Consider the following 14,254-nt stretch of genomic DNA (forward strand, 5'->3'; position numbering starts at 1 on the left):
CAAAAACGAACACAAGGAGACGCACCCATGAACGGACAATGGACTCAGGTGACTTCGCGCGACGGCGGCACGTTCCGCGCCTGGACGACGCTGCCGCCCGAAGGCAGCGGGCCGGGCCTCGTGCTGCTGCAGGAGATCTTCGGCGTGAACGCATCGATGCGCGCGCTGGCCGAGCGTTATGCCGAGGAAGGCTACGTGGTGATGGTGCCTGACCTGTTCTGGCGTCTGGAGCCGGACGTCGATCTGGGTTACGAGGGCGCCGACATGGCGAAAGCGCTCGATCTCTACGACCGCTTCGACGTCGATCTCGCCATCGACGACATCGCGCAGACGCTCGCGGCGCTGCGCGCGCATCCCTCGCAGCGCGGCAAGGTGGGCGCGGTCGGCTGGTGTCTGGGCGGGCGGCTCGCGTATCTCGCGGCGGCGCGCACCGACATCGATTGCGCGATCGGCTACTACGCCGTGGGCCTTGAGAACGTGCTGAACGAAGCCGATACGATCCGCTGTCCGCTGATGCTGCACTTCCCCGCCGAAGATAAATGGTGCGACGCCGCGGCGCGCGAGCGCATCGCGCAGGCGCTGGCGGGCAAGCCGGGCGTCGAGCTGTACACGTATCCGGGCTGCGATCATGCGTTCGCATCGGCGGCGCGTCCGCAATACGACAAGCCCGCCGCGATGATGGCCTACTCGCGCACGCTCGCGATGCTGCGCCGCGTGCTCGGTCCGATCTACGATTTCAATGCGCTCTGGGAAGAGCACTGCTATCACGAGTTCGTCACGCGCAATCCGCACGACGTGATGCCGACGATGGTCGCGCAGCCCTACGTCAACCACATTCCGACGATGACGGGCGGCGTGGGCCACGACGAACTCAAGCGCTTCTACACGCACCATTTCGTGCATTCGAATCCCGCCGACACGCGCCTGATTCCGATCTCGCGCACCATCGGCTCGGACCGCGTGGTGGACGAGTTCATCTTCTGCTGCACGCACGACCGCGAGATCGACTGGCTGCTGCCGGGCCTCGCGCCCACCGGCAAGTATTTCGAAGTGCCGATGCTGGCCGTGATCTGCTTTCGCGGCGCGAAGCTCTATAACGAGCACATCTATTGGGATCAGGCTTCGGTGCTCGCGCAGATCGGCGCCATCGATCCGACCGGGCTGCCGATCGCGGGCATCGCGAGCGCGAAGAAATTGCTCGATGAAACGCTGCCGTCGAACACGCTCATGCCCGCGTGGCAAACGAGCGAAGGCAAGCCGTTCTGACGCGCGCGGCGCGCGCGTTCACGATCCGCGACCGACGTTCAGCGATCAACGTTCAGCGACCGACGTTCAGCGATGAACGCTCAACGAAACGGATTGTCGACGACGCCGGGCTTCGCGTCCGGCTCGTCCTTCACCTGCGCGGGCAGATGCGGGTCGGTCTGCAGTGCGGCGACCACGCTGTCGAGCGCGGCCTTGAGCGCGAGCGCGGCGGCGAGGCCGCGCTTGTCGCGCGTCAGTTCGAGCGTGCCGGCCAGCGTCACGCGCGTGGTGCCGTTCGTGACGGTGAGGGCGTCGCCCTGCACGTTGAGCACGTCGTCGTCGTTTGCGTATGCGTCGAACCCCATCGAAATCTCCTTGAGCGTAAAGCGCGGGCCCGCATTATAAGAAGCCGCCCGCGACGCGATCAAACCGCTGTGCAACGGCATCGATCCATTGCGCGATTTGTGCGCGAAAGCGTTAATTGATTGTCAAATATTGCGTGATGCCCGGTCATGACGTTGATTAACGTCAGAATTCTCGCGCGAATCCGCAGCACTTTCCAGTAAAGCGAAGATCATGACGCACCTGCGCCGCGCGGCGCGGACGAATCGTGCAGCTTGAACAGGGAGAGCGTCATGGGAATTCTAGACAAGGCGAGCGACATCGCCGGTGTGGCGGTGGCCGCCGGCATGGTCTCGCTGCTCGCCGCCTGCACGTTCACGCCGTGGCAGTCGCTCTCGCGCGAAGGCGACGATGACGCCACTGCGGCGGCCGAAAGGCACGAAACCGGCGCCGCCGTAGCGTCGCCGGTCGCCATGCCGCTCGTGACGACCTCCGCGACACCGACGGCCGCCACATCCGCAGCCGCGCCTGCGGGCTTCTATCGCGTCAAGGCGGGCGACACGCTGTATCACATCGCGGCGACCCAGAAGCAGCGCGCCACCGATATCGCCGCGTGGAACAAGCTGCCCGCGTCGGGCCAGGTGCAGACGGGGCAACTGCTGCGGGTGACGCCGCCTGCCGCCGCATCGGCTGTCGCCGAGGCGAAGTCTGCGGCTTCCACGACCACACCGGCTTCCGCTTCCACAGCCGCAGCCGCTTCTTCAGCCTCAAGCAGCGCGACGAAATCCACCTCCGCCGCGACGACCACCGCACGCGCCGGCAGCCGCCTTGTCTGGCCGATGAACGGCACCGTCACTCCGACGACGATCGGCAAGTCGAAAGCCATCGCCATCGCGGGCGAGCCGGGGCAACCGGTCAAGGCTGCCGCCGCCGGGCGCGTGGTCTACGCGGGCAGCGGCATGAAGGCCTACGGCAAGCTCGTGATCGTCAAGCACGACGCGCATCTCATTACCGCTTACGGGCGCAACGGCAAAGTGCTCGTCAAGGAAGGCGACGCCGTGAAGCAGGGCCAGACGCTCGCCACCAGCGCCGCCGATGGCGCGAACAAAGGCGGCGTGCTTTTCGAAGTGCGCGAGGACGGCAAGGCGGTCGATCCGCAAACCCGTTTGCCGCGCGCCACGCCCTGACACACGGCGATCGATTCGCCATCCCGCCGCACAGATTGGACACCTCATGGACAGAAGGCAATTTCTCGCGAGCGGCGCAGCAACCGCCGCCGCGTTGACCACGCTCGCGCTGGGCGCGTGCACGACCCCGTCCGCTTCGCCGGGCGACATCGCTGCGGACAACATCCGCGCGCGCCGCGCAATCGACGCCGATGTCGACGCCGCGCTCGCCAGGCTCTATCGCACCGTGAAAGGCTCGCGCGAATTGATCGACAAGGCGAGCGGCGTGCTCGTGTTCCCCGACGTGGTGGGCGCGAGCTTCGGCGTGGGCGGCCAGTACGGGCGCGGCGCATTGCGCGTGAGCGCACGCACGATCGGCTATTTCAGCACGACCTCGGGCTCGTTCGGCGTGCAGATCGGCGCTCAGTCACGCACGATTGTCTACGCGTTCATGACCCGCGGCGCGCTCGATCGCTTCAAGCGCAGCAGCGGCTGGGCCGCGGGCGCGGACGCGACCGTCGCGCTCGTCAAGATGGGCGCGAACGGCACGCTCGATACCACCACGGCCGTCAATCCCATCGAGGCCTTCGTGCTGACCAATGCGGGATTGATGGCCGGCGTGTCGCTCGAAGGGTCGAAGGTGTCGCGGCTGGATCTGTGATCCGCCCGCGCTTCGTCCCTTCACGTCCTCACCATCCCCACTTCTTCACGGCGAACGCGCGCCCGTTGAACGTCACCTTCGACTGCGCGGCGACGTTCGCCGGAATGCCCGGAAACGCGATGCCGCTTTGCGTTTCCAGATCGCGCACCGAACGCACGTCGTAACGATCGACGGTCGTGTTGTCGGCGACGATCGCGAACGCGAGCTGCTGCGACGGCACGTACACCACCTTGAAGATCTGCGTGGGCACCAGCACGCGCGACGCGCCGATCGTCTGCAACTGCGCGCCCGTGAACAGCGGCCCGGTCACGACGTAGGCGTCGCCATATTTCGATGCGAGCTTGCGCACGGCCGTTTCGATATGCGACCACAGCCGCTGATTGTTCTCGCGGTTCTGCGGCACGATGTTCGCGAGCGAGAACGATTCGGCCATCGCCTGCGGATTCCAGCGATTGCCCGCCGGGCTCATGTGACCGCGGTCGAAGCCGCTGCGCTTGTAGTCGGCGAGTGTCGCGCCTTCGCCGGCCGGCAGGCGGTCGTCTTCGAAGAAGCGATTGGTGCGCGTCATCTCCTTCGCGTCTTCGAGGTGATCGCGCGTGAGGTGTTCCGCCGACCAGAGCGGGCCGTGCGTGACGCCCGAATGCAGCACCACGAAATCGGAATAACAGAGCATGCGCGTCTTCGGCGCCATGCGCGGATTGGTGAGCTTGGGGAACTGGCCGTCGGGGACGAAATCGGTGCAGGCGGGCGCGGCGAACGCATGGCTCGAGAAACTCGACACGGCCATGACGAGACAGGCAAACAGCTTCTTCATCGGCGGGAATACGGGAAGACGGGAGACGATCGGATCACGCGGGGCGACGTGAAACGCGAAGCGCAAATTCAAACGCCAGCGACGCTTCGGGCGTGCCCTGCGCACTATGCATAAAGGGCCCGAAAGTATAGCGGCCGCGTTCGCGAGCGGCCATATGGGCAGACAGCGCGCACAAAGTAAAACGGCGCCGCTGGAAGCGGCGCCGCAAGGCATGTAGCAAAGACGCTAAAGGGAACGACCGCGCCGCGCGGCGCGAAGGGATCAGCCTGCGAACAGCGCGTTTTCGGCGTGGATCGCCTGGCGATCCACCGCTTGCAGGCGCCACTGGCCTTCCATCTGCGCGTGCGAGGTTTCGCAGGCCCAGGTGGCGTCGCCGTGCGCCGAGCTGATTTCCTGGCGGCGGTTCACATGCAGGCCGCGCAGGGTGCAAAGCGGTTCGTTCTCGCGCGGCGCGCAGAGCGCCGTCACGCCGTTCGCATCGCGTATCTCGCCCCAGGCGGGAAGCTCGATGCCGTCGTGCGACTCGCGCGACCAGCGTTGCTGGTCGGTATCGAGCCAGAGCACGGCGTAGTCGTGGTTGACGGTCGGATCGGGACCGTTAATCAGGATCGTCAGTCGCATGTGATCTCCGCAAAGACGCGCCATCGGCGCGGAAACTGTCGTGACACTCGTTGAGACTCGGGGGCAGACATTCAGCATAGGATGTGTACGCGCTTGTGCAAGGCGATTCTTCACATAGTGGGACGTCAAATCGTCGCGCCTGTGCAGTGTCCGGATTGGGCCAAGCTTCGCTGCCGGTGGCGCGCCGTCGCGCGGCGATTTGCGTTCCGGCTATCGGCGAGATTGAAATTCGCAATTGGGACTGCAAAGGGCATTTCCTAGATTGATAGAGCGGCGTCGTCCGCATTCATGTCTGCTGCACCGCACGAAGATGCGCAGCGCCGCGTCCCCATAGTTCCCACAATCAGACGATGGATGGAGGCACAGATGGCACAGCTCAAAGGCTCGAAGACCGAGCAAAATCTCAAGGACGCGTTCGCCGGCGAATCCCAGGCGAACCGGCGTTACCTCTATTTCGCGGCGAAAGCCGACGTGGAAGGCCAGAACGACGTCGCCGCGCTGTTTCGCTCGACGGCCGAAGGCGAAACCGGCCACGCGCACGGCCACCTCGAATATCTGGAAACCGTCGGCGATCCGGCCACGGGCCTGCCGTTCGGCAGTTCGCGGCTGAATCTCCAGGCGGCGATCGCGGGCGAAACGCACGAATACACCGACATGTATCCGGGCATGGCCAAGGCCGCGCGCGACGAGGGCTTCGACGAAATCGCCAACTGGTTCGAGACGCTCGCCAAGGCGGAGCGCAGCCACGCGAATCGTTATACGAAAGCGCTGGAATCGCTGGCCGATTAGGGTTGGCCGATTGGATTTGGCCGTTTAGGTTTGGCCGATTAGCGCCGGCCAGGTAATTCCGGCCGATCCGGTCCCGACGATTCACGGCGCGACCCGCGCGCCCACGCAGGCGCTTTGCCGCCGCCACGCGCACGCGGCCGGCGCCGCGTCGCGTGCGTTCGTGCGCGCGCGCCGTATCGACATAGAAAAACGAAAACAAGGAGACGTCATGCCCCACAAGGAAGGCAGTCTCGAAGCCCCGACGCGGCATCCGCTCGACTGGCGCGCCGACGCGTTCTACGACCGCGCCCAGCTCGACGACGAACTGGCGCGCGTCTTCGACATCTGCGCAGGCTGCCGCCGCTGCGTGTCGTTGTGCGGCGCGTTTCCGGCGCTGTTCGATCTCGTCGACGAAACCGATAGCGGCGAGGCGCACGACGTCGACAAGGCCGCGTTCCCGAAGGTCGTCGACCAGTGCTATCTGTGCGATCTCTGCTACATGACGAAGTGTCCCTATGTGCCGCCGCATCCGTGGAACGTCGATTTTCCGCATCTGATGCTGCGCGCGAAGGCGATCGACTATCGCAACGGCGAGGTGACGCTGCGCGACCGCGTGCTCTCGAACACCGACGCGCTCGGTCAGCTCGCGGGCGTTCCGGTCGTCACGCAGACGGTGAATGCGGTGAACGGCACGAAGGCGATGCGCGCGGCGCTGGAGGACACGCTCGGCGTGGATCGGCATGCGTGGCTGCCGTCGTTCGCCACGCGCAAGTTTCGCGGCGCGGCGCGCAAGGCGTCGGCGAGCGAGGTGCGCGACGGCGAGCGCACGCCGGGCAAGGTCGCGATCTACGCGACCTGCTACGTGAATTTCAACGAGCCGGGCATCGGCCACGATCTGCTCGCGGTGCTCGATCACAACGCGATTCCCTACGTGCTCGTGAAAAGCGAATCATGTTGCGGCATGCCGCTGCTCGAACAGGGCAATCTGGCCGGCGTGGCGAAGAAGCACGACGTCAACACGCCGATCCTCGCGCAGTACGCGCGCGACGGTTACGCGTTATTGGGCGCGGTGCCGAGCTGCGTGCTGATGTACAAGCACGAACTGCCGCTCATGTTCCCCGACGACGCCGACACGCGCGCCGTGAGCGACGCGTTCTGGGATCCGTTCGAATACTTCGTGGCGCGCAATCGCGACGGCCTGCTCAGAACCGATTTTCGCGCGCCGCTCGGCACGGTGGCGTATCACGTGCCGTGTCACGCGCGCGTGCAGAACATCGGCCGCAAGACCGCCGATCTGCTGTCGCTTGTGCCGGACACGAAGGTCAACGTGGTCGAGCGCTGTTCGGGCCACGCGGGCACCTTCGGCGTGAAGAAGGAATTCCATGCGATGGCGATGAAGATCGGCACGCCGGTATTCAGGCAGATGGCGCAGGGCGAGCCGGATTTCATTGCCTCCGATTGCGCGCTCGCGGGCCATCACATCGCGCAGGGGATCGACGAGATGCAGTTGCGCGACGCGCAGGGCGGACCGCCGCTCGCGCATCCGCTGACGCTGCTGCGCCGCGCGTACGGCATTTGATCAGGATAACGATGCAATCAAGCCACGAGAGATTCCGATGACCATCGCCAGAGATTCGCTGCTCACGCTGGAAGCGTATGCGAAACAGCGCATCGAGATGCGCAGCCGCATCATCGAGCACAAGAAGCGCCGCGCCGTGGCGCTCGGCAATCACCTCACGTTTCTGTTCGAGGACGACGCGACGATCCGCTATCAGATTCAGGAAATGCTGCATATCGAGCGTATTTTCGACGAGGCGGGCATTCAGGGCGAACTCGACGCTTACGCGCCGCTCGTGCCGGACGGCAGCAACTTCAAGGCCACGCTGCAAATCGAATACGAGAACGAAACCGAGCGCCGCGCGGCGCTGGCGCGGCTGATCGGCATCGAGGACCGCGTGTTCGTGCAGGTAGCGGGCGAAGCGCCCGTGTTCGCCATCGCCGACGAAGACCTCGAACGCGACAACGAAGAGAAAACCTCGGCCGTGCATTTCGTGCGCTTCGAACTGACGCCGGCGATGAAAACGCGCCTGCGAGAAGGCGCGGCGCTCACAATCGGCTGCGATCATCCGAACTATCGCGTGCCGGTGCAGACCATCGAAGGCGCGGTGCGCGAGTCGCTGCTCGGCGATCTCGACTGAGCGCGGCGCATGATGCTTCGCGCCGCGCCGCGCGTCAAACGTCCTTGCGATACATGACGAAGCCGGGCTTCACCGCGACGTCGTCGTAAAGGCGCATGGCGGTGTGATTCGTCTCGTGCGTATGCCAGTAGACGCGCGACGAGTTCGCGGCCTTCGCATGCGCGTACACCGCTTCGATCAGCGCGCGTCCTACGCCCTGGCCGCGCACGTCCGCCGCCGTGAACAGATCCTGCAAATAGCAGATCGGACCGTCGAGCGTGGTGCTGCGGTGATAGATGAAATGCACGAGACCGACCACGCGCTCGCCCTTGAGCGCGATGAACGCGTGCATGGGTTCGTAGCCGTCGAAGAAGCGCGTCCACGTGGTGCGCGTGATCGACTCGGGCAGCGCCGTCGGGCCCGAACGCTCGTAGAAGTGGTTATAGCCGTCCCACAGCGGACGCCATGCCGCGTAGTCGTCGGGCGTCACGGGGCGCACATGAATCGCTTCGCTCAATCTCGTTCTCCTGGTGTCGTATGCGAGGGGAAGTGTCAGCGTAAGCGATCTGTGGCACCATTGTTAGTCCCACGCAACCGACAAATGATGGAGCCACGCAATTGGACTACGCGCTGATGATGGCGGCCTACGAGCGCAAGGCGCGCACCAGCGTGCAGCGCCGGCTCACACAGCAGGATCTGCTCTACGAGAGCCTGCGCCGCGCGATTCTTGACGGCGATATCGTGCGCGGCACGCGTCTCGCGTCGAGCCGCGCGCTGGCCGAGGAGATGAGCATCGCGCGCAATTCGGTGCTCTACGCGTACGAGCGCTTGCTGGAGGAGGGTTTCATCACGGCGACGCGGCACGGCTCCGTGGTGAACGACGTGAAGTCGGTGGCCGCGCACACATCGGGGCGCGCGGCAGTCGCGGCGGAATCGGCGGAATCGGCGGAGAATGCGCCTCGCACGCTGTCGCGCCGCGTGCGGCAATTGCCGCCGCGCCACGCGTATCGCGCGGGCGTGACGGCGCTGCGTCCGGGCGTGCCCGCGCTCGACGCGTTTCCGCTCGCGCAATGGCGCAGCACGCTCGAACGCGCGCAGCGCGAGTTGAGCCCGGAAGATCTCAGCTATGGCGCGAGCGCGGGCATTCCGGCGCTGCGCCAGGCCATCGCGCAATACGTGCGCGTGTCGCGCGGCGTGCGTTGTCAGCCCGATCAGGTGTTCATCACCGAAGGCACGCAGGAAAGCCTCGATCTCTGCGCGCGTTTTTTCGCGGATGCGGGCGAGCGCGTGTGGATCGAGAATCCCGGTTATCTGGGCGCGCGCGTCGCGATGCAGGCGGCCAGTCTCGAACTCGTGCCGATTCCCGTGGACGCGGCGGGCATGGCCGCGCGCGAGGAGCACTGGCGCGAGGCGCCGCCGCGCCTGATCTATCTGACGCCGTCGCATCAATATCCGCTCGGCTGCGTGCTGAGCCTCGAGCGGCGGCTCGCGCTGATCGAGCGCGCGCGGGCGTGCGGCGCGTGGATCATCGAAGACGACTACGACAGCGAGCTGCGCCACGACGGCCCGCCGCTGCCCTCGATCCAGGGCCTCGCCGACGACACGCCCGTGATCTATCTCGGCACCTTCAGCAAGACGCTGTTTCCGGCGCTGCGCATGGGCTTCATGATCGTGCCGCGCCAGGTGGTGGAGCAGGTGGACATGGCGCATCGCACGCTGGTGCGCCAGGGCCGCGTGGCCGACCAGCGCGCGCTCGCCGAATTCATCGAGAGCGGCCGTTACGCGCGCCATCTGCGGCGCATGCGCAAGCTGTATCTCGCGCGCCGCGACGGCCTCGTCGCCGCCATCGACAAGCATCTGTGCGGGCTGATGACGGTCTCGGCGGACGCGGGCGGCATGCATCTGAGCGTGCGTCTCGATGCGCCGCTCGACGATGTGGCCGTGAGCGAAGCCGCGCGCGAGCATGGACTCGCGCTGTCGCCGCTGAGCGCGTATCGGCTCGAAGCGCCCGATACCGCGCCCTATAACGGCTTTTTGCTCGGTTACGCGGAAGCCACGCCGGAGGATTCGGATGCGCTGATGGCCACGCTCGCGCGCGTGGTGCGCGCAATGCTGTGAGCCGCGATGCGGGACACGCTCAAAACATCTCCATGATGCGGTGATAGAACATGCCGATTTCGAGCGCGGGACGACGCCACGCGGGGCCAAGCGGAAAACGCGCGTGGCGCAGCTGCGCGAAGAGATCGAATGCGGCGCGCTCGCCCGCGATGGCCTGCGAAACCACGCGCCCGGCGATGCCCGTGAGCGCCACGCCGTGCCCCGAAAAGCCCTGCACGTAGAACCAGTTCGGATCGACCGCGCCGAAGTCGGGCGCGCGGTTGCGCGTGACGTCGACGAAACCGCCCCACGCATACTCCACCTGCACGCCTTCGAGCTGCGGGAACACGCCGGTCATGCGCGCCTTCATCGCTTCGGTGAGCTGCGCGGGCGCGGCGCCGGTCGAATCCGCGCGGCCGCCGAACAGCAGGCGGTCGTCGGCGGAGAGACGGAAGTAGTCGAGGAAGAAGTTGTTGTCGCAAATGGCGGCGCGGCCCGGAATCAGCGCGTCGGCGCGCGCGCGCCCAAGCGGCGCGGTCGCGATGATGTACGAGGCGATCGGCGCGATGCGCGCTTCCACGGGCGCGGGTAGCACGCCGCCCGGTGCGGCGTTGCAGCACGACACCACGAAGCGGCAGCGCACTTCGCCGCGCGCGGTCTTCACCACGGGCCGCGCACCGCGCACGACCGAGGTGACGCGCGAATGCGCGTACAGTTGCGCGCCTTCCTTGCGCGCGGCATCGGCGAGACCGAGGCAGTATTTGAGCGGATGCAGATGCCCTGAAAGCGGATCGTAGACGCCCGCGAGATAGCGCTGCGAATTCACGCGTGCGCGCGTGGCGTCGGTGTCGAGCCATTCGAGCTTGTCGTAGCCCCAGCGCGCACGCGCCGCGTCCATCCACGAACGCAGGCTCGGCACGCGCTTCGGTTTGGTCGCGACCGTCACGTAGCCCGAGGTGAAATCGCAGTCGATGCCGTAGCGCGCGATGCGCTCCTTCACGAGTTCCACGCCCTGGATCGAGAGCGCCCACGCGGCGCGCATGCCTTGCGGACCGAGTTGCTGTTCGAGCACTTCGTCCTTCGCGAAGCCGACGAGCGTCTGCCCGCCGTTGCGGCCCGATGCGCCCCAGCCGGGACGATGCGCGTCGAGCACCACGACGGAGAGGCCGCGCGTGCGGCATTCGAGCGCGACCGAGAGGCCCGCGAAGCCCGCGCCGATCACGCAGACGTCGGCGTCGAGCGCGCCTTCGAGCACCGGGTCGTCGGCGGCGGGGCGCGTGACGGAGGCTTCGTAGTACGAGTGGCGGGCGAGCACGTCCGCCTGGGCGTCGAGGTCGAGTTTCATCGGTTCAGATCCATCAAAGCAGGTCCTTCATTCGATACCAGGCCATCGCGAGCACGAGGGCCGGGGTCCGCAGGGTGGCGCCGCCAGGAAAGTCGCGGTGACGGATCTTGCCGAACAGATCGAAGCGCGCGGCCTGGCCGTGTATCGCCTCGGCGATCAGCTGACCCGCGAGACCCGTGGTGTTCACGCCGTGCCCGGAAAACCCCTGCGCGAAATATACCGTGGGCGAGACGCGGCCAAAATGCGGCGCGCGATTCATGGTGATGTCGACGTAGCCGCCCCACGCGTAATCGACCTTCACATCGGCGAGTTGCGGGAAGGTCTTGAGCATGTCGCGGCGCATCGCTTCGCCGAGATTCGGCGGCGCGAAGGTCGAATAGCTCACCTTGCCGCCCCACAGCAGCCGCGTGTCGGGCGCGGGGCGGAAGTAGTCGAGCACGAAGCGGCTGTCGCACACGGCGGCCTGCGCGGGCATCAGCGAACGCATGCGCGCCTCGCCGAGCGGTTCCGTGGCGATCACGTAGGTGCCGACCGGCATGATCTTGCGCGCGAGCGCCGGCGCCAGCGCGCCCAGATACGTATTGCAGGCGAGCACGACGAACTTCGCGCGCACCTGGCCTTGTGCGGTCTCGATCACGTGCGCGCCCGCTTCGTCGCGAATGCGCATGACGGCGCTGTCTTCGAAGATCTGCACGCCCGCTTCGCGAGCCGCGCGCGCGAGGCCGAGCGTGTAGTTGAGCGGATGCAGATGGCCGCTGTCCGGATCGTAAAGGCCGCCTGGATAGCGGCCCGATTGCACGAAACGGCCCACGCCGTCGGCGTCGACGTAACGGAAGCGGTCGTAGCCGAAGCGTCGCGCGGCGTCGTCGCGCCAGCGCTTGAGTTCGTCGACGTCGCGCGCCTTGTTCGCGGCGGTGAAATACCCTTCCGTAAGCGCGCAGTCGATGTTGTGCTTCGCCACGCGCGACTTCACGATGTCGAGCGTTTCGAGGCCCATGTCCCACATCTGTTTGACTTCGCCTTCGTTCATGAACTGCGCGAACGTGTCGATGCCGCAGGCGAAGCCGCCGATCAACTGGCCGCCGTTGCGCCCGCTCGCGGCCCATCCGACTTTCGAGGCTTCGAGCAACGCGACGCGATAGCCGCGTTCCGCGAGATTGAGCGCCGTGGAGACGCCCGTGAGGCCCGCGCCGATCACGCAGACATCGGCGTCGAGCGTGCCTTGCAAGGACGGATGGCGGGTGGCGTCGTTGGCGGTGGCCGCATACCACGACGGCGCATGAGACTGATTGGCGAATTTGAGCATAGGAAATGCGTGCGAAAAAAACGGCGGGCGCAGGCGCGAGGCCCGCTGCCCGCCGCATACGCCTCAGAACGCGTAGATGAACTGCGCGCCCAGCAAGTCGTTGCTCTTGCTGTACGAGCCGTCGTTGCGCAGGAACACCTTCTGCGAGGCCCAGTCGTGGCGATATTCGACCTTCACGGTGATCTGCTGCGTCGGGTAGAACAGCAGGTCGAGCGCGACGTCCTGGCGTACCGCGCCCTTGCACTCGAAGCCGTAACCGCCGCCCGCCTGCGAGTTCGCGAGGCAGTCCGCGCCGATGCCGAAGCCGTTGTACGGGTCCATGCCATTGCCGTTGAGCGCCACGCCGCCGCCGCCGCCGCCGTTCTTGCTGTCGACGAGCAGGTCGTAACGCGCGGTCACGCCCATGCGGCCCACGACCGGCGCGTTGAACTTGCGGTGCGCGAGCAGCGAGAGGCCGTACCACTGCGCGTTGCCGCCGTTGAACGCGGCGCGCTGCTGCTGGCCGTAATCGACTTCGGCGTTGTACTGGATGTCCGCGAGCGAGTAGGTCGCGTCGACTTCGCCGAAGAAGAAGTAGCCGCCCGAGCTCGACGCCTGGCCGCCCGGACCGTAGACCACCTGACCGTCCGCATTGGTCGCGCTCGACAGCGTCTGGCGGCCAATGTTGAACGAACCGCCGATATCGAGCGCGCTCGACATCGTGTAGTCCGCGCGCGCCGTGAAGGTCGGGATCTTGTTGCTCGTCGTGATCGGGTCGCCCAGCGCGTTCGTGCCCGTCTGCGTGACCGCGCCGTAGGTGCGGTACTGCTCGTTGCCGAGGATGAACTTGAAGGCCCACTGGCTGCCGTCCGGCGTGTAGTTCCAGCCCACGCCCACGTAGCTGCCCGGATCCGAGAAGTCGTACAGCAGGTTGTGCGTGAGGGTCAGCATCTGGTTCGACTGCTGCACCTCGTAGCCGCCGAAGCTCGGCATCAGACCGGCGACGAAGGTCTGCGTGGCCGTGATCGGCACCGTCACCACGGCCGTGTTCAGGATGTTGTTGCCGATGTCGCCGTGTTCGTTCGCGAGCAGCGTGATGCCGTTGCCGCGGTTCGGCATGAGCGTGATTTCGGCGGACGGCGCCATCGGGCCGACACCGAAGGTCTTCTTGATGTCGAGGTAGAGATCGCCGAACGTGCTGTTGAAGTAGTTGTACGAGCTCTCGTGATTCGCGAACAGGAACGACGAAGTGCCCGGCGCGCGGTTGTAGATGTACGACGGGTCGATATAGCCGGTGATCGAGAGGCCCGCGATGGGTCCGGTGCTGGCCGCGTCGCTGAGCGAATCGACCTTCAACTGCTGGCTCGCGATCTGCTGCTTCATCGAGTCGACGTCGTCGTTGGTCAGGTGAGCGGGCGCCTTGCCGTAGTCGGGCGAGCTGATGTCGACCGGCGCGGCTTCCGCCGTGCTGGCCGTGGCGCCTGCCGTGCCCGCTGCCGCGCCGCCCGCGGAAGCCGTGGCTGTTTTCGACGACGCCTTCGCCGTGCTCTTCGAACTGGCGATTTCGCTCTTGAGCGATTTCACCTCTTTTTGCAGGGCATTCAACTGTGCCTGGAGGGCCTTGATCTGATCGCTGGTCGAGTCCGCGAAAGCGAGCCCCGGCAGTGCCCCGGCCACCAGCAGACAGATTAACTTCTTCTTCATCGACAATTCTCCTTATTGGGTCGTTATTG

The 14,254-nt window shown here is 66.1% G+C and carries 14 protein-coding genes; 7 read left to right on the plus strand and 7 right to left on the minus strand.

The window, feature by feature from the left end:
• Positions 1 to 27: 27 nt before the first annotated feature.
• Positions 28 to 1,266, plus strand: coding sequence for a dienelactone hydrolase family protein (locus tag SB764_RS06955; protein WP_065061627.1), 1,239 nt, complete (start codon positions 28 to 30; stop codon positions 1,264 to 1,266).
• An 80-nt stretch (positions 1,267 to 1,346) separates the two neighbouring features.
• On the opposite strand, the gene SB764_RS06960 is transcribed toward SB764_RS06955, so the two are convergent.
• The gene (locus SB764_RS06960; RefSeq protein WP_065061698.1) at positions 1,347 to 1,610 is read right to left on the minus strand and encodes a hypothetical protein; all 264 of its coding nucleotides are present in this window, start codon (positions 1,608 to 1,610) and stop codon (positions 1,347 to 1,349) included.
• A gap of 270 nt (positions 1,611 to 1,880) precedes the next feature.
• Between SB764_RS06960 and SB764_RS06965 the strand changes: the two genes are divergently transcribed.
• Both SB764_RS06965 and SB764_RS06970 read left to right on the plus strand, forming a co-directional pair.
• Entirely contained in the window at positions 1,881 to 2,774 is an 894-nt protein-coding gene (locus SB764_RS06965; RefSeq protein WP_065061626.1) for a M23 family metallopeptidase, read from the plus strand.
• 46 nt (positions 2,775 to 2,820) lie between these two features.
• The gene (locus SB764_RS06970; RefSeq protein ID WP_065061625.1) at positions 2,821 to 3,414 is read left to right on the plus strand and encodes a YSC84-related protein; all 594 of its coding nucleotides are present in this window, start codon (positions 2,821 to 2,823) and stop codon (positions 3,412 to 3,414) included.
• Between the two features lie 28 nt (positions 3,415 to 3,442).
• Here the strand turns inward: SB764_RS06970 and SB764_RS06975 are convergent, their stop codons facing one another.
• Positions 3,443 to 4,228: a DNA/RNA non-specific endonuclease gene (locus SB764_RS06975; protein ID WP_065061624.1), complete on the minus strand. Its 786-nt coding sequence runs from the start codon at positions 4,226 to 4,228 to the stop codon at positions 3,443 to 3,445.
• A gap of 261 nt (positions 4,229 to 4,489) precedes the next feature.
• The gene (locus SB764_RS06980; RefSeq protein WP_065061623.1) at positions 4,490 to 4,849 is read right to left on the minus strand and encodes a DUF3564 domain-containing protein; all 360 of its coding nucleotides are present in this window, start codon (positions 4,847 to 4,849) and stop codon (positions 4,490 to 4,492) included.
• A gap of 366 nt (positions 4,850 to 5,215) precedes the next feature.
• On the opposite strand from SB764_RS06980, the gene SB764_RS06985 reads away from it, so the two are divergent.
• The 3 genes from SB764_RS06985 to SB764_RS06995 all read left to right on the plus strand — a co-directional run bounded on the left by SB764_RS06985 (position 5,216) and on the right by SB764_RS06995 (position 7,815).
• Positions 5,216 to 5,638, plus strand: coding sequence for a rubrerythrin family protein (locus SB764_RS06985; RefSeq protein WP_065061697.1), 423 nt, complete (start codon positions 5,216 to 5,218; stop codon positions 5,636 to 5,638).
• Between the two features lie 208 nt (positions 5,639 to 5,846).
• Positions 5,847 to 7,196: a heterodisulfide reductase-related iron-sulfur binding cluster gene (locus tag SB764_RS06990; RefSeq protein WP_321868471.1), complete on the plus strand. Its 1,350-nt coding sequence runs from the start codon at positions 5,847 to 5,849 to the stop codon at positions 7,194 to 7,196.
• 37 nt (positions 7,197 to 7,233) lie between these two features.
• Positions 7,234 to 7,815 carry a DUF3501 family protein gene (locus SB764_RS06995; protein ID WP_124260625.1) on the plus strand — a complete coding sequence of 194 codons (582 nt, stop codon included), beginning with the start codon at positions 7,234 to 7,236 and terminating at the stop codon, positions 7,813 to 7,815.
• 34 nt (positions 7,816 to 7,849) lie between these two features.
• On the opposite strand, the gene SB764_RS07000 is transcribed toward SB764_RS06995, so the two are convergent.
• Entirely contained in the window at positions 7,850 to 8,311 is a 462-nt protein-coding gene (locus SB764_RS07000) for a GNAT family N-acetyltransferase (protein ID WP_065061620.1), read from the minus strand.
• Between the two features lie 101 nt (positions 8,312 to 8,412).
• Here SB764_RS07000 and SB764_RS07005 point away from each other — a divergent pair, with 101 nt between their 5' ends.
• Complete coding sequence (locus SB764_RS07005; RefSeq protein WP_410863051.1) at positions 8,413 to 9,912, plus strand: PLP-dependent aminotransferase family protein; 1,500 nt, start codon at positions 8,413 to 8,415, stop codon at positions 9,910 to 9,912.
• A gap of 19 nt (positions 9,913 to 9,931) precedes the next feature.
• Here the strand turns inward: SB764_RS07005 and SB764_RS07010 are convergent, their stop codons facing one another.
• The 3 genes from SB764_RS07010 to SB764_RS07020 form a co-directional block, all read right to left on the minus strand.
• Positions 9,932 to 11,236 carry an NAD(P)/FAD-dependent oxidoreductase gene (locus SB764_RS07010; protein WP_074981188.1) on the minus strand — a complete coding sequence of 435 codons (1,305 nt, stop codon included), beginning with the start codon at positions 11,234 to 11,236 and terminating at the stop codon, positions 9,932 to 9,934.
• Between the two features lie 13 nt (positions 11,237 to 11,249).
• Positions 11,250 to 12,542: an NAD(P)/FAD-dependent oxidoreductase gene (locus tag SB764_RS07015; protein ID WP_074981189.1), complete on the minus strand. Its 1,293-nt coding sequence runs from the start codon at positions 12,540 to 12,542 to the stop codon at positions 11,250 to 11,252.
• A 63-nt stretch (positions 12,543 to 12,605) separates the two neighbouring features.
• Positions 12,606 to 14,225 (minus strand): DUF3138 family protein, encoded by a 1,620-nt coding sequence (locus SB764_RS07020; protein WP_065061616.1) that lies wholly within the window; start codon positions 14,223 to 14,225, stop codon positions 12,606 to 12,608.
• Positions 14,226 to 14,254 lie beyond the last annotated feature (29 nt).

Source organism: Paraburkholderia sp. SIMBA_027 (genome assembly GCF_046535315.1).
In the GTDB taxonomy this organism is placed as follows: Bacteria; Pseudomonadota; Gammaproteobacteria; order Burkholderiales; family Burkholderiaceae; genus Paraburkholderia; species Paraburkholderia tropica.